The organism is Streptomyces sp. NPDC051051 (assembly GCF_040682975.1).
GTDB lineage: Bacteria > Actinomycetota > Actinomycetes > Streptomycetales > Streptomycetaceae > Streptomyces.
Map to the genome: position 1 here is coordinate 67,458 of NZ_JBFBCB010000009.1, position 14,504 is coordinate 81,961.

At 72.2% G+C, this 14,504-nt stretch carries 12 protein-coding genes; 3 read left to right on the plus strand and 9 right to left on the minus strand.

Annotated features, from left to right (window positions below):
- The 5 genes from pdxS to pgsA all read right to left on the minus strand — a co-directional run bounded on the left by pdxS (nt 1) and on the right by pgsA (nt 4,586).
- Nucleotides 1-906, minus strand: coding sequence for a pyridoxal 5'-phosphate synthase lyase subunit PdxS (gene pdxS, locus AB0N31_RS09640; RefSeq protein ID WP_366057850.1), 906 nt, complete (start codon nt 904-906; stop codon nt 1-3).
- A gap of 202 nt (nt 907-1,108) precedes the next feature.
- A complete protein-coding gene (locus AB0N31_RS09645) occupies nt 1,109-1,654 on the minus strand; it encodes a hypothetical protein (RefSeq protein WP_366057851.1) in 546 nt (181 codons plus the stop codon).
- Nucleotides 1,655-1,831: 177 nt separating this feature from the next.
- A complete protein-coding gene (locus AB0N31_RS09650) occupies nt 1,832-2,998 on the minus strand; it encodes a glycosyltransferase family 4 protein (protein ID WP_366057852.1) in 1,167 nt (388 codons plus the stop codon).
- On the minus strand, nt 2,995-3,903 hold the full coding sequence (locus AB0N31_RS09655; protein ID WP_366057853.1) for a phosphatidylinositol mannoside acyltransferase: 909 nt from the start codon (nt 3,901-3,903) through the stop codon (nt 2,995-2,997). The genes AB0N31_RS09650 and AB0N31_RS09655 overlap by 4 nt, the downstream gene beginning before the upstream one ends.
- Nucleotides 3,900-4,586, minus strand: a complete 687-nt coding sequence (gene pgsA, locus AB0N31_RS09660; RefSeq protein WP_366057855.1) for a phosphatidylinositol phosphate synthase — start codon at nt 4,584-4,586, stop codon at nt 3,900-3,902. Before pgsA ends, AB0N31_RS09655 begins: the two co-directional genes overlap by 4 nt.
- Nucleotides 4,587-4,929: 343 nt before the next feature.
- Between pgsA and AB0N31_RS09665 the strand changes: the two genes are divergently transcribed.
- Nucleotides 4,930-7,125 (plus strand): elongation factor G-like protein EF-G2, encoded by a 2,196-nt coding sequence (locus AB0N31_RS09665; protein ID WP_366057856.1) that lies wholly within the window; start codon nt 4,930-4,932, stop codon nt 7,123-7,125.
- Nucleotides 7,126-7,312: 187 nt separating this feature from the next.
- Nucleotides 7,313-8,962: a hypothetical protein gene (locus AB0N31_RS09670; RefSeq protein ID WP_366057857.1), complete on the plus strand. Its 1,650-nt coding sequence runs from the start codon at nt 7,313-7,315 to the stop codon at nt 8,960-8,962.
- Between the two features lie 114 nt (nt 8,963-9,076).
- Here AB0N31_RS09670 and AB0N31_RS09675 read toward each other — a convergent pair whose 3' ends face one another.
- Nucleotides 9,077-9,640: an HIT domain-containing protein gene (locus AB0N31_RS09675; protein WP_366057858.1), complete on the minus strand. Its 564-nt coding sequence runs from the start codon at nt 9,638-9,640 to the stop codon at nt 9,077-9,079.
- 67 nt (nt 9,641-9,707) lie between these two features.
- On the opposite strand from AB0N31_RS09675, the gene AB0N31_RS09680 reads away from it, so the two are divergent.
- Entirely contained in the window at nt 9,708-10,379 is a 672-nt protein-coding gene (locus AB0N31_RS09680) for a potassium channel family protein (protein WP_366057859.1), read from the plus strand.
- Nucleotides 10,380-10,475: 96 nt separating this feature from the next.
- Here AB0N31_RS09680 and thrS read toward each other — a convergent pair whose 3' ends face one another.
- The 3 genes from thrS to AB0N31_RS09695 all read right to left on the minus strand — a co-directional run bounded on the left by thrS (nt 10,476) and on the right by AB0N31_RS09695 (nt 14,333).
- Nucleotides 10,476-12,452 (minus strand): threonine--tRNA ligase, encoded by a 1,977-nt coding sequence (gene thrS / locus AB0N31_RS09685; protein ID WP_366057860.1) that lies wholly within the window; start codon nt 12,450-12,452, stop codon nt 10,476-10,478.
- Nucleotides 12,453-12,543: 91 nt separating this feature from the next.
- Nucleotides 12,544-13,770, minus strand: a complete 1,227-nt coding sequence (locus AB0N31_RS09690) for a hypothetical protein (protein ID WP_366057861.1) — start codon at nt 13,768-13,770, stop codon at nt 12,544-12,546.
- The gene (locus tag AB0N31_RS09695) at nt 13,767-14,333 is read right to left on the minus strand and encodes a DUF4365 domain-containing protein (protein ID WP_366057862.1); all 567 of its coding nucleotides are present in this window, start codon (nt 14,331-14,333) and stop codon (nt 13,767-13,769) included. Before AB0N31_RS09695 ends, AB0N31_RS09690 begins: the two co-directional genes overlap by 4 nt.
- Between the last annotated feature and the right edge of the window lie 171 nt (nt 14,334-14,504).

Genomic DNA, 14,504 nt, shown 5'->3' on the forward strand with positions numbered 1-14,504 from the left:
CTACCAGCCGCGGTTGGCGTAGCGCTCGGCCTCGGGGAGGGTGTCGCAGTTGATGCCGACCATGGCCTCGCCGAGGTTGCGGGACGCGTCCGCGATGATCTTCGGGTCGTCGTAGAAGGTGGTCGCCTTCACGATGGCGGCGGCGCGCTTGGCCGGGTCGCCGGACTTGAAGATGCCGGAGCCGACGAAGACGCCCTCGGCGCCGAGCTGGCGCATCAGGGCGGCGTCGGCGGGGGTGGCCACACCACCGGCGGAGAACAGCACGACGGGCAGCTTGCCCAGCTCGGCGACCTCCTTGACCAGCTCGTACGGGGCACGCAGGTCCTTGGCGGCGGCGTACAGCTCGTTGTTGTCGAAGCCGCGGAGCCGGGCGATCTCGTTCTTGATCTGGCGCAGGTGACGGACCGCCTCGACGACGTTGCCGGTACCGGCCTCGCCCTTGGAGCGGATCATCGCGGCGCCCTCGGCGATGCGCCGCAGGGCCTCGCCCAGGTTGGTGGCACCGCAGACGAAGGGGGTGGTGAACGCCCACTTGTCGGAGTGGTTGACCTCGTCGGCCGGGGTGAGGACCTCGGACTCGTCGATGTAGTCCACGCCGAGGGACTGGAGGACCTGGGCCTCGACGAAGTGGCCGATGCGGGACTTGGCCATGACCGGGATGGAGACCGCTTCGATGATCTCCTCGATCATGTTCGGGTCCGACATCCGGGCCACGCCGCCGTCCTTGCGGATGTCGGCGGGCACCCGCTCCAGGGCCATGACGGCGACGGCGCCCGCGTCCTCGGCGATCTTCGCCTGCTCCGCGTTGACGACGTCCATGATCACGCCGCCCTTGAGCTGCTCGGCCATGCCGCGCTTCACGCGGGCGGTGCCGATCTCGGGGGCCTGGTTCTGGGTGCTGGACACGGGGTGACCTCACTGAAGGGAAAGAGGGTTTTGTACCGCACCGAGGAAACGCGAGTGGACCAGTCCACAGCAAGGGCCAATGGGAAGGCGGTGGATCCTTTTGCGAGGCAGGATGCGGTGTGGCCCGGTGGGGACCCCGAGCGGAACCCGCGTCGTCGCCCGCGCGCCGTGAGCCGGGGCGCGTCGCCGGAGGGTGCGGTGCTCACGACCGCGAGCGGGCCGTCAGCACGGCCGGCGGCTCGTCGTCCATCTCGAAGGCCATGGGGAACGGGGCGTGGCCGGCCAGCCGGAACCAGCGCACCTTGCGGTGCTCGCGCAGTCTGCGGGCTCCGCCCACCGCGTCGTTGTGGAAACGGCGGGCCATGGGGACCCGCAGGACGGCCTCGGTCAGCTCGTGCGCCGCGGCCTCTCCCCCGGGCGCCTCGCGGACGGCCTCCAGCTGCTGCGCGTCCGCGAAGACCGCCCGCAGCGCATGGCTCAGGTTGCTCTCGGCGACCTCCCGCTGTTCCTCCTCGGCCTGCCGGGCGGCGTGCGCGGCCTCGTACAGCACGATCGAGGCGGCCGGATCGAGCACGCCCGAGGTGGCCAGTTCCTGGGCCACGGAGGCCCTGCGCAGCAGTTGCGCGTCCAGTGCGGCGCGGGCGGCGTCGATACGGGCGTGCAGCCGGTCCAGGCGTCCCGCGGTCCAGCTCAGGTAGAGGCCGATGGCGACGAGGACGACGAGGATCCAGATGAGGGTTGCGGTCACGGGCGGCAAGGCTAGTCGCTCCGCGTGCCCGGCCGGGGTGCCTCCCCCGGCGGCTGCCGGGGCCCGCCGCCCCCGGAGCCCCGCCCCGGCCCCCTCCTCGTCGGCCTTCGTCGGCCTTCGTCGGCGGAGGCCGGACGGGCCGGGTCGCCCGGCCGGCGCCGCCGTACCCGCCCCGGGTCAGTCCCGGGCCAGGCCGAACCGGGCGCGCAGTCCCGGGGAGCCCTTGTCGTCCGCGGCCACCGCCGCCGCGCCCGCCGTCACCGTCTCGTAGACGGAGAGGATGTCCGCACCGACCGTGGACCAGTCGAAGCGCCGGACGTGGGCGCTGCCGCGTTCGCGCAGGCGGGCCCGTCGCTCCGGGTCGCCCAGCAGCCGTACGGCCGCCTCGGCCAGCGCGTCCGCGTCCTCGTTGGCGAAGAGTTCGCCCGCGTCGCCCTGGTCGAGGACCTGGGCGAAGGCGTCGAGGTCGGAGGCGAGCACCGGGGCGCCGGCGGACATGGCCTCGACCAGGATGATGCCGAAGCTCTCGCCGCCGGTGTTGGGGGCGACGTAGAGGTCGATGCTGCGCAGGAGGCGGGCCTTGTCCTCGTCGCTGACCATGCCGAGGAACTCGACGCGCGGGCGCAGTTCCGCCGGGAGGTTCTCGACGGCCTCCTCCTCGTCGCCGCGGCCGGCCACCAGCAGGCGGGCGTCCGGGCGTTCGGCGAAGATCTTCGGCAGGGCCGCCATCAGCACCGGCAGGCCCTTGCGGGGCTCGTCGATGCGTCCCACGAAGCCGATCGTCCCGCCCTGCCACTCGGGCCTGGGCTCGGCGCGGGCGAAGAAGTCGACGTCGACGCCGTTGGGGATGACCACGGCGTCCCCGCCGAGGTGCTCCACCAGGGTGCGGCGGGCGTACTCGCTCACCGCGATCCGCGCGCTGATCTTCTCCAGGGCGGCCTGGAGGATCGAGTAGGCGGCGATCATCGCGCGCGAGCGCGGGTTCGACGTGTGGAACGTGGCCACGATGGGGCCCTGCGCCGCCCAGCAGGTCAGCAGTCCGAGCGAGGGCGAGGTCGGCTCGTGGATGTGGACCACGTCGAAGGCGCCGTCGTGCAGCCAGCGCCGCACCCGGGCGGCGCTCAGGAAGCCGAAGTTGAGCCGGGCCACCGAGCCGTTGTACGGCACCGGGACGGCACGGCCGGCCGAGACGACGTACGGCGGCAGCGGGGTGTCGTCGTCGGCGGGGGCGAGGACGGACACCTCGTGGCCGAGCCGGATGAAGTACTCGGCGAGGTCGCGGATGTGGAACTGGACGCCTCCGGGCACGTCCCAGGAGTACGGGCAGACGATGCCGATTCTCACGAGTGTCCCTTCGCGGGGTCGAGATCGGCGAGCCACAGCCGCTGGAGCATGTGCCAGTCCTCCGGATGGTCGGCGATACCCGTGGTGAAGGCGTCTGCCAGCGCCTGTGTCATGACGGACGTCCGCTCCGCGCGCGTACCCGACCCGGGCACCTCGATCGGGGCGTGGATGCGGCCCCGCATCACGGGAGAGTCGTCGTACCAGAGCGTGACGGGGAGCAGCAGCGCGCCGGTGTGCTGGGCGAGCAGGGCCGGCCCGGCGGGCATGCGCGCGGTGGCGCCGAAGAACTCGACCTCGACGCCCGACGCGGACAGGTCGCGGTCGGCGACCAGACAGACCAGGCCGCCGTCGCGCAGCCGCCGGGCGAGGGTGCCGAAGGCGGTGCCGCCGCTGTGCGGCAGGACCTCCATGCCGAGGCCCTCGCGGTAGGCGACGAAACGGTCGTAGAGCGTCTCGGGCCTGAGGCGTTCGGCGACCGTGGTGAACGGGATGCCCAACTTCGTGGTGACCCAGGCGCCGGCGAGGTCCCAGTTGGCCAGGTGCGGCAGCGCGACGATGATGCCCTTGCCGGCCGCGAGGCCGTCGGTCAGGTGGTGCAGGTCCTTGACCTCGACCCCGGACGCGATCCGCTCCGGGCTCCAGGCGGGGAGGCGGAAGGACTCCATCCAGTAGCGCAGGTAGGAGCGCATGCCCGCGCGGGACAGCTCGGCGAGCCGCTCGGGGCTCGCGTCCGGCACCACGCGCGCGTAGTTGCTCTCCAGGCGCTGGACGCCCTTGCCGCGCTGCTTCCAGGCGAGGTCGGCGATGGTGCGTCCGAGGCGGACCGCGACCGGCTCGGGGAGCTTCTTGACGGTGCTCCAGCCGAGCCCGTACAGCCCGTCGGTCAGCTGGTCACGTGCGCTCACTGGGCCGTCTCACGCCCCTCCGGCTCGGGCTTCGGCTCGGCCGCCGCGGTCGCCGCGTCGGCCTCCGCCGATTCGCGCCGTACGGTGACGACCCGCTGGATCAGCGTGACCAGGCTGCCGACGGCGACGATCCACAGGGCGACCGGCAGCAGGTACTGGATGCCCGGCACCCCGAACGCGTGCAGGCCCGCGAGCCCGGCGGCGACCAGCGACACCACGAGCCGCTCGGCGCGCTCGACGAGCCCGTTGACCGCGACCGGCAGCCCGATCGACTCGCCGCGCGCCTTGGTGTACGACACGACCTGGCCGCTGGCCAGGCAGAAGATCGAGACGGCGCACAGCACGTTGTCGTCGCCGTGGCCCGCGTACCAGAGGGCGAACCCGCCGAAGACCGCGCCGTCGGCGACCCGGTCGAGCGTGGAGTCCAGGAAGGCGCCCCAGCGGCTGGAACGGCCGAGCTGGCGGGCCATGTTGCCGTCGACGAGGTCGGAGAACACGAACAGCGTGATCACGACCGTGCCCCAGAAGAACTCGCCCCTGGGGTAGAAGACCAGCGCGCCCGCGACCACGCCGGCGGTGCCGAGCAGCGTGACCGTGTCGGGGCTCACGCCCCGGCGGATGAGAAACGCGGCGAACGGTGTGAGGACACGCGTGAAGAATGCACGCGCGTACTTGTTCAGCATGGCCTTCCCGAAGGTTGTATGACCGCGCGGCCCCTGCTGGCCACCGGCTGGCCCATCGTAGCCACGCGCGTGCGTGCGCGGCCCTCGGGCACCCGGGCCCGGTGCCACGGCCGGGCCGCGTCCGGGGCCCGGCCGGGTCGCTGCGGTGCCCGTGTCACGGCCGTGCCGGGGGCCTCGGGACGCCCTCCGTATGGACGCGCCGTGACGGGAGTGGAAAGCTCGAAGGACCGCGGACGTCGCCGGAGCCGCCGCCGCCGGGGGTCGCCCCCGGGTGGAATCCGGGGGAGGGAGGAGCCGCCGTGTCCGCGCCCCGATGACCTCACCGTGCACGGGAGGCGCAGAAATGGGCGACAAGGCGAACACACACACCGGGGCCGCCGGCAGGGCCACGGCGGCCGACCACCCCGCATCCGTACGGAACGTGGTGCTGGTCGGCCACTCCGGATCCGGCAAGACGACCCTGGTGGAGGCTCTCGCGCTGACGGCGGGAGCGGTGAACCGGGCGGGCCGCGTGGAGGACGGCGGCACCGTCTCCGACTACGACGACATCGAGCACCGTCAGCAACGCTCGGTGCAGCTCTCCCTGGTGCCGGTCGAATGGGACGGCATCAAGATCAACCTCCTCGACACCCCCGGGTACGCCGACTTCGTCGGGGAGCTGAGGGCCGGTCTGCGCGCCGCGGACGCGGCCCTCTTCGTCGTCTCGGCCTCGGACGGCGTGGACGGCTCGACCCGGATGGTGTGGGAGGAGTGCGCGGCCGTCGGGACGCCCCGGGCGATCGTCGTCACGCACCTGGAGGCCGCGCGCGCGGACTTCGAGGAGATGACGCGGATCTGCGCGGAGGCCTTCGGCGGCGACGACCCCGACGCCGTGCTGCCGCTGTACCTGCCGCTGCACGGCCCGCAGGCGCCGGACGGGCACGCGCCCGTGACGGGTCTGACCGGGCTGCTGTCGCGGAAGCTGTTCGACTACTCCTCCGGCGCGCGCGAGGAGTCCGAGCCGGGCGAGGACGTGCTGCCCGGGATCGAGGAGGCCCGCGACCGGCTGATCGAGGGGATCATCGCCGAGAGCGAGGACGAGACCCTCATGGACCGCTACCTCGGGGGCGAGCGGATCGACGTGAAGACGCTGGTCGAGGACCTGGAACGGGCTGTGGCGCGCGGCACGTTCTTCCCCGTCCTGGCCGCGGCCCCGGCCGCGGAGGGCGCCCGGCAGGGCATCGGCACCGTGGAGCTGCTCGAACTGATCACCAGGGGCTTCCCGACGCCCCTGGAGCGTGCGGCGCCCCGGGTCACCACGGTCGGCGGCGAGCCCCGCGCGGCGGCCCTGTGCGATCCGGACGGCCCGCTGGTCGCGGAGGTCGTGAAGACGGCCTCCGACCCGTACGTCGGCCGCGTCTCGCTGGTGCGCGTGTTCTCCGGCACCCTGCGCCCCGACCAGACCGTCCACGTGTCCGGGCACGGGCTCACCGACCGCGGCCACGAGGACCACGACGTCGACGAGCGCGTCGGCGCCCTGTCCGCACCCTTCGGCAAGCAGCAGCGCACGCTGACGCACTGCATCGCGGGCGACCTGGCGTGCGTGGCGAAGCTGAGCCGCGCGGAGACCGGCGACACGCTCTCCGCCAAGGACGACCCGCTGCTGATGGAGCCGTGGCAGATGCCCGACCCGCTGCTGCCGGTGGCCATCCAGGCGCACAGCAAGGCCGACGAGGACAAGCTGTCGCAGGGGCTGTCCCGGCTGGTGGCCGAGGACCCGACGATGCGGCTGGAGCAGAACCAGAACACCCACCAGGTGGTGCTGTGGTGCCTGGGCGAGGCCCACGCGGACGTCGCTCTGGAACGGCTGCGCAGCCGCTACGGCGTGCAGGTGGACGTCGTCCCGCACAAGGTCTCCCTCCGGGAGACGTTCGCCGCCGCCTCCGCCGGGCGCGGCCGGCACGTCAAGCAGTCCGGCGGGCACGGGCAGTTCGCGATCTGCGAGATCGAGGTGGAGCCGCTGCCGGGCGGTTCGGGCATCGAGTTCGTGGACAAGGTCGTGGGCGGCGCGGTGCCGCGCCAGTTCGTCCCGTCCGTGGAGAAGGGCGTACGGGCGCAGGCGGCCAGGGGCGTCGCCGCGGGCCATCCCCTCGTCGACGTGCGGGTGACCCTGGTCGACGGCAAGGCGCACTCGGTGGACTCCTCCGACGCCGCTTTCCAGACGGCCGGGGCGCTCGCACTGCGGGAGGCCGCGGCCGGGGCGAGGATCCATCTGCTGGAGCCGGTGGCGGAGGTGAGCGTGCTGGTCGGCGACGAGTACGTGGGCGCCGTGATGAGCGACCTGTCGGGGCGGCGCGGCCGGGTCCTGGGCACCGAACAGAGCGGCGGCGGTCGCACGCTGGTGCGCGCGGAGGTGCCCGAGATCGAGATCGGCCGGTACGCGGTCGACCTGCGTTCCCTGTCGCACGGCACGGCCCGCTTCCACCGGGCGTACGCCCGGCACGAGCCGATGCCGGCGCAGGTGGCGGAGCGGCTCCGTCAACAGGAGCGGGCGGCGTAGGGGTTGGGGCGCGGCCACCCTCAAGTGACGGGTGGGTAAAGCGTTCTTCCACCGTGGCGGGCGGCTTCGGCCGTCCGCCGACGGATGTCCGTGCCTGGATATACGCTGATGACCTGATCAACAGGTGTGCGGAGCACGGAAGTCGGGAAGGCCGCAGGAGCGACAGTGGCGGCGATCGGGGGCGGGAATGACCATTGGGGACTTCTTCGGGCCACAGGTGCCGCAGCAGGGCGACGGCGGGCAGACTCCGACCTTCGCGCTGGCGTCGGCCGCCTACCGGGACAACCCCGTCGAGGACATCAAGAAGGCCGACAACGAGTGGCACCAGTCGACGGTCTCCACCGGCCGCGGCTGGGCCAGGATCTTCCGGCCCAACCTCGGCGAGGCGTTCTCCCAGGCGGTGGTCGACCGCATGCTGGGCGCCGGGCGCAAGCCGCTGATCCAGTCGTTCGGCAGTGAACCGCAGGTGGTCGTCGAGCACTGTCTGGCCGCCAACCGGATCCGCCGGGAGCGCGACAAGAAGCTCACCGGCATCATGATCGTGTGCGGGCTGCTGTTCCTGCCCGGCCTGCTGGTGTGGCTGCTGGTCTTCCAGCTCCGGGCCACCATGACGAAGGCGGGCGACAAGCGGGTCTCCGGGCTGGCCACCGGGCTGCTCGTGGCCGTCGCCGCGCTCGCCGCGCTCTTCCTCCTCAAGATGCCGTTCTCCGGTCTGGCCGGGTGGTACGCGCGCGGTGCGGTCGTCGCGCCGGTGGTCGGCTGGTTCCTGGCCAAGCGGGTCTGCGAGGGTACGGCGAAGGACCTGCGCGAGCGCTGGGACGGCCTGTTGTCGGGAGGCAGCGTCGGCGCCAAGGTCCCCGAGGCGGTGCCGACCAGCCCCAACCAGACGGCGGCCGAGCAACTGCGCCAGTCCCTGGCCCGGCTGAGCGCCGAGCAGCAGTCCAACTCGGTGTTCTACGCCGGCCCCAAGGGGATCCTCGGCATGGGCACCCGCTGGGGCGCCTGGCACCTCGCGGAGGAGCTGACCCCGCTCGACCCCGTCAAGGGCGTCCACGAGTTCCGCAGCTGGACGGTGGTCCGGGCCATCCACGACCAGCTCCAGCTGCTGCACCGGCAGAGCCTGAAGACCGGCGGTTTCCCACCTCCTTCGGTACGGCACTGGATCGTCACGCCGGTCGGCGAGAACGCCAAGGCGGTGGCCCGGCCGGAGGGCACCGACGTGGAGGCGTACCAGGTCAAGCCGAGGGCCGTGGAGGACATCTGCAACAACCAGCAGTTCGGCGGCGGCGACCGGCACTACCTCGGCGTGCAGTGGCCGCTGTGGGACGGCCAGTTGATCATCACCATGCTGATCACCGTGACCGTGCTGCACGAGACGCTGCGCATCGAGGTCACCGGTCATGCGCTGGGCCCGGTGAACTCCCTGTTCACCTCCAAGCCGGAGGCGCCCACGAAGGAGGTCGCCAAGACCGTCCGGTTCTGGGAGACGCGGAAGGTCAGCCTGCCGCTGGTCACCGCCGACGAGGTGGTGCGGGTGGCGGCGCGCGCCATGATCAGCTGGTACCCGCCGCTGTTGAACTGGCTCGGCGGCTCCATAGGCCTGCCCGAGCCGTTCGGCCTGCGGCACGCCTGGGCCGACCAGCCGTGGCGGCACCGCTTCATGGCCGACGACGCGCTGCGCGCGGCGACGCCGGTGCTGAGGGTGGTGCACAGTGCGGCGCTGAAGGTGCTCAAGGAGCACGACGTGGACATCGAGAAGTTCAGCTCCCGCTCGTCGGCCCTCAGCGGCGCGGTCCAGGACCTGACGCCGAAGAAGGCCGACACCTACGACGCGTAGGCCTCCGGCGGTGGGGCGGGGGCACTCTGGGGGCTGCCGCCCCCAGGCCCCCGCTTCGGCCTGGACGGCCTCGTCCTCAAGCGCCGGACGGGCTGAACTCGCCCGCCGCAGCTGTCACGGCGAGGCCGGCCACGCCTCCGCCAGCATCTTGCGGGTGTCCGCCAGCAGCTGCGGCAGCACGCGCGTGTGGCCCACCACCGGCATGAAGTTCGTGTCGCCGCCCCAGCGGGGCACGATGTGCTGGTGCAGGTGCGCGGCGATGCCGGCGCCCGCGACCGACCCCTGGTTCATGCCGATGTTGAACCCCTGGGCGCCGGACGCGGTGCGCAGCGCGGTCATCGCCTGCTTGGTCAGCTCGGCCAGCTCCGCGGTCTCCGGCCCGGTCAGGTCGGTGTAGTCGGCCACGTGCCGGTAGGGGACGGTCATCAGGTGGCCGCCGTTGTACGGGTACAGGTTCAGGACGGCGTACACGTGCTCTCCGCGCCGGACCACCAGGCCGTCCTCGTCGGACTTCGCCGGGATCGCGCAGAACGGACAGCCGTCGTCGGCTCCGGGACCCGTGGGCTTGTTCTCCCCCTGGATGTAGGCCATCCGGTGGGGCGTCCACAGGCGCTGGAACGCGTCCTGCGTCCCCACTCCGATCTGCTGCTCCGGCTCACTCGTCATGCTAGGCAGCATATGGCTTCGCCCGTTCGCGGCGTGTCGGCGGGGGGAGCGCAAATGCGACGCGGGCCAAGCTGGGCCGATGACCGAAGACAGCCGTCTGATCCGCTGGGAACGGCGCACCGAGATGCTCCTCTCGGTCGCCTCGCTGGCCTACCTCGCCGGGTACGCCGTCCTCGTTCTCGCCCCGGGCCTCGCCGACGCCTGGCGGGACTGCAGTCTGGCGGTCCTGCTCGCGTCGTGGGCGCTGTTCGTGGTGGACTACGCGGTGCGCTGGCGGCTCAGCGGACAGGGCCCGGGCTTCGTACGGCGGCACTCCCTGGACACCTTGGTGGTGCTGTTGCCGCTGCTGCGACCGCTGCGGATCGTGCGGCTCTACGAGGCCGTACTGCGACGGCGTGGGGAGCCACGGCTGTCGCTGCACGCGCGCGTGATGCTCTACGCGGGAGTGTCGACGCTGCTGCTCGGCTTCGCGGGCGCGCTCGCCGTGTACGCCGAGGAGCGCGGGGCGCCGGGCACGGAGATGCACACCTTCGGCGACTCGGTCTGGTGGGCCTGTTCGACCCTGTCCACCGTCGGCTACGGCGATGTCGTACCGGTCACTCCCATGGGCCGGTTCGTCGCGGTCGGGCTGATGGCGTGCGGCCTGGCCCTGCTGGGCGCGGTGACCGGCTCCTTCTCGTCCTGGCTGATCCAGGTCTTCTCGCGCGAGGACGAGCAGGAGGACGAGGCCGGACGCCCGCCGGGAAGGTGACCGTCGGACGACGGGCACCGGGCCCTGGAGGCCGCTTCCACGAGGACGGGACGGGGCCCCGGAGAGCGGACTCCCCGGGGCCCCGCATCCGGTGGATCAGACCTGCGCGCGCTCCTCGACGACCTTCGCGATCTTCGCGACGGCCTCGTCGAGCGGGATGCCGTTCTCCTGGGAGCCGTCGCGGTAGCGGAAGGACACCGAGCCGTTCGACATGTCCTCGTCGCCCGCGATGACCATGAAGGGCACCTTCTGCTTCTGGGCGTTGCGGATCTTCTTCTGCATGCGGTCGGAGGAGGAGTCCACCTCGACCCGCAGCCCCTGCTTCTTCGCGGCCGCGGCGAACTTCTCCAGGTACTCCACGTGTGCGTCGCCGATCGGGATGCCGATCGCCTGCACCGGGGCCAGCCAGGCCGGGAAGGCGCCCGCGTAGTGCTCCAGGAGCACCGCGAAGAACCGCTCGATCGAGCCGAAGAGGGCACGGTGGATCATCACCGGGCGCTGCTTCGAGCCGTCGGGGCCGGTGTACTCGAGGTCGAAGCGCTCCGGCAGGTTGAAGTCCAGCTGGATGGTCGACATCTGCCAGGTGCGGCCGATGGCGTCCTTGGTCTGGACGGAGATCTTGGGGCCGTAGAACGCGGCGCCGCCCGGGTCGGGCACGAGCGGGAGGCCCTGCTTCTCGGCGACCTGGCGCAGCGTCTCGGTCGCCTCCTCCCAGACCTCGTCGGAGCCGACGAACTTCTCCGGGTCCTTGGTGGACAGTTCCAGGTAGAAGTCGGTCAGGCCGTAGTCGCGCAGCAGGCCGAGGACGAAGGTGAGCGTCTTGTCGAGCTCCTCCGACATCTGCTCGCGCGTGCAGTAGATGTGCGCGTCGTCCTGGGTGAAGCCGCGGGCACGGGTCAGACCGTGCACGACGCCGGACTTCTCGTACCGGTAGACGGTCCCGAACTCGAAGAGGCGCAGCGGCAGTTCGCGGTAGGAGCGGCCGCGCGCGTCGAAGATCAGGTTGTGCATCGGGCAGTTCATGGGCTTGAGGTAGTAGTCCACGCCCTCGTCGAGCTGCATGGGCGGGTACATGCCGTCGGCGTACCAGTCCAGGTGGCCCGAGGTCTCGAAGAGCTTCCCCTTCGTCGCGTGCGGGGTGTAGACGAACTCGTAGCCCTCCTCCTCGTGGCGGCGGCGCGAGTAGTCCTCCATGACCCGGCGGATGATGCCGCCCTTGGGGTGGAAGACGGCGAGGCCGGAGCCGATCTGCTCGGGGATGGAGAACAGGTCCAGCTCGCTGCCCAGCTTGCGGTGGTCGCGCTTCTCCGCCTCGGCGAGGAAGTCGAGGTGCGCCTTCAGCTCGTCCTTGGACGGCCAGGCGGTGCCGTAGATGCGCTGGAGCATGGGGTTCTTCTCGCTGCCGCGCCAGTAGGCGGCCGCGTTGCGCATCAGCTTGAACGCCGGGATGAACCGGGTGGTGGGCAGGTGGGGACCGCGGCAGAGGTCCTTCCAGCACAGCTCGCCGGTCTTGGCGTCCAGGTTGTCGTAGATGGTCAGCTCGCCGGCGCCCACCTCGACGTCCGCGCCGTCGTCGTGGGAGGCGGAACCCTTGAGGCCGATCAGCTCCAGCTTGTACGGCTCGTCCGCCAGCTCCTCGCGGGCGGCCTCGTCGGTCACCACCCGGCGGGAGAACCGCTGCCCGCGCTTCTGGATCTCCTGCATCTTCTTCTCGACGGCCTTGAGGTCCTCGGGCGTGAACGGCCTCTCGACGTCGAAGTCGTAGTAGAAGCCGTCCTTGACCGGCGGGCCGATGCCGAGCTTGGCCTCGGGGAACAGCTCCTGCACGGCCTGCGCCATGACGTGCGCGGTGGAGTGGCGCAGGATGTCGAGACCGTCCGCGGAGGAGATCTCGACGCCCTCGACGGTCACGCCGTCGCGCAGTTCGTGGGTGAGGTCCTTCAGTTCGCCGTCCACGCGCGTGGCGACGATCGAGCGCTCACCGGCGAAGAGGTCGGCGGCCGTGGTGCCCGTCGTCACCGTGCGCTCTTCCCGCTCGGAATCGCGTTGGATGATCACACGGACGTCTGACACCGGTCTCTCCTGACTGAAGGCGGAAGCGCGGCCCGGAATGCATCGCCACGCAAAAGGCGATCGTACCGACCCGGGACCGCCCTCCGCGAAATCAGTCTCCCCCGCAGGCCTCCCCGAAGAAGTCCAGGTTCTCCTGGAGCGATTTCATCAGCCGGTCGCGTTCGGCGTCCTCCACCTGCACCGGGACGACGCCGTGGGCGCCGCTCAGCCTGCGGAACCCGCCCCGGCTCTCCAGCCGGCCCTGCACCCGCACCGGCAGTCCGACCAGGTGGGCCTGGCCGGCGATGCGGTAGTCCTCCTCGTCGAGGGTGAGCCGGACGTGCGGGACCTCGGCCCCGGCGAGCACCCGCAGCCGTACGCCGCCCTCGCCGCGCGGCCCCGACCTGCGCAGCCGGACCACGGTGCCGGTGATCCGCACGGACACGGAGGGCTCCTCGCGCAGGTAGCGGGCGCCCGCCTCGCGCAGGGCGGTGAGGTCTCCGGGGGAGAACTCCACGGGTTCGGCACCGGCCGCGCAGTCCTCGGGGACCCCGGCGGCGGGCGCCCACTCGACGGCGATCCGGGCTCCCTCGGTGCCGCGCACCAGGGCGACGATCGCCTCGGTCAGCTCATGGCTGGCGCCGGCCTCGACGGCGCCGTCGAAGGCGTCCATGCCGCCGGTGGCGCGCCGGTAGTCGATGGCCTCGCGGACGGCGTGGAGCGCCTGGTGGAGGCGTACGGCGAGGGGGCGTGCGGTGCCGACGGGGGCGAAGGCGGTCAGCCGGCGGCCGTCGGCGGCGGTGCCGACGAGGACGCTCTCCAGCATGGCGCCGGCCGACCGCCGGTGGCGGGCGCCGTGGTAGCCGGCCCGCGCGCGGGTGGCGAGCGCGCCGGCGAGCAGCATCTGCCGGGCGGCGTCGCGCAGCCGGTCCTCGACCGCCCAGGAGGTGGTTCCGGCCGCCTCGGCGGGCCCGGACGGGGTCTCCCGCCACCAGCGGATCTCGTCGCTCGGCACAGCCAGGGCGAGAAGGACCTCGCGGGCGGCGGGCGTCTGGCTGCGCTCCAGCGCCAGCAGTGCCTCGCCGAGCAGGTCGTCGCTGTCGGGGAGGGCGCGGTTCTCCGGTACGAGCAGGCTGGTCGCGGCGGCGCCCGGTCCGGGCGGGGTCCAGCGGCCGTAACGGCCGGCTGCGCCGCCGCGGCGCTGCCAGCCGTGCCGGCGCAGCAGGGCGCCGAGGACGGCCGGGTCGACCTCGGCGGCCTCGGGGGGCCGGTTCCAGGAGGAGTCGACGGGGTGCGGCCGTACCGGCCTCAGGGGCTCCTGCAGCGGGCGGTGCGTCATGGTCTGCCTCCCGTCCCGACCCGCGTCATGATCTCGCACAGCGCCCGGTCGTCGAAGATCCGTGCGGTCGGGATCCGCACGGTGGTCCGGAACCGGCCGGTGACCGGATGCCCGGCCAGGTTGACCCAGTAGCAGCAGTGCCGCAGGTCGAGCCGGTCGTGTCCGGCCCGCAGCCACTGCTCCCGCGACCGCGGGACGATCATCACGACGAGGATCTTGTGGACCGACACCGGGGTGCGGGCGAGCTTGCGCAGGTGGTCGTTGTCCAGCGTGAAGGAGAAGGAGCGCCCCGGGGGGTCGGGCGGGAGCTGGTACGTGGCCTTCAGCTGCACCTTGATGGTCACCTCGTCGTCGACGGTGTGTCCGGGGGCGCTGTGGCTGACGTGCCAGTCGATGCCGTTGTCGGGGAACGGCTGGGACAGCGAACAGCCCGCGGCCGCGGCGACCGCGTGGAGATAACCCACCTGGAGTGTCTCCATGCACGCCGTGGTGGCGAGCGATCCGCGAGGGGGGCCCGTGAGTTCGGGCAGCAGCCCGCCCCGTTCGGGCTGCGCTGTCACCATGACCGAACAGCCTTCCGAGCAATGGGGGTCCCCGGCACCGGGGACTGGGAGAACTTCGCTTCAGGCCCTTGAACTGGCAGGACCGGTACTCCTGTTGTCTCCTCCCGGCGTACGGCGCAAACAGGCCGGGTATCACCAGACGGTCAGAGGACGGGGCGTCGGCCGCCGTGG

Bases quoted from the DNA above. Each gene is read 5' to 3' on its own strand.
- pgsA (WP_366057855.1), bottom strand. From the start codon at position 4,586: ATGCTGAACAAGTACGCGCGTGCATTCTTCACGCGTGTCCTCACACCG.
- AB0N31_RS09665 (WP_366057856.1), top strand. From the start codon at position 4,930: ATGGGCGACAAGGCGAACACACACACCGGGGCCGCCGGCAGGGCCACG.
- AB0N31_RS09670 (WP_366057857.1), top strand. From the start codon at position 7,313: ATGACCATTGGGGACTTCTTCGGGCCACAGGTGCCGCAGCAGGGCGAC.
- AB0N31_RS09675 (WP_366057858.1), bottom strand. From the start codon at position 9,640: ATGCTGCCTAGCATGACGAGTGAGCCGGAGCAGCAGATCGGAGTGGGG.
- AB0N31_RS09680 (WP_366057859.1), top strand. From the start codon at position 9,708: ATGACCGAAGACAGCCGTCTGATCCGCTGGGAACGGCGCACCGAGATG.
- AB0N31_RS09690 (WP_366057861.1), bottom strand. From the start codon at position 13,770: ATGACGCACCGCCCGCTGCAGGAGCCCCTGAGGCCGGTACGGCCGCAC.
- AB0N31_RS09695 (WP_366057862.1), bottom strand. From the start codon at position 14,333: ATGGTGACAGCGCAGCCCGAACGGGGCGGGCTGCTGCCCGAACTCACG.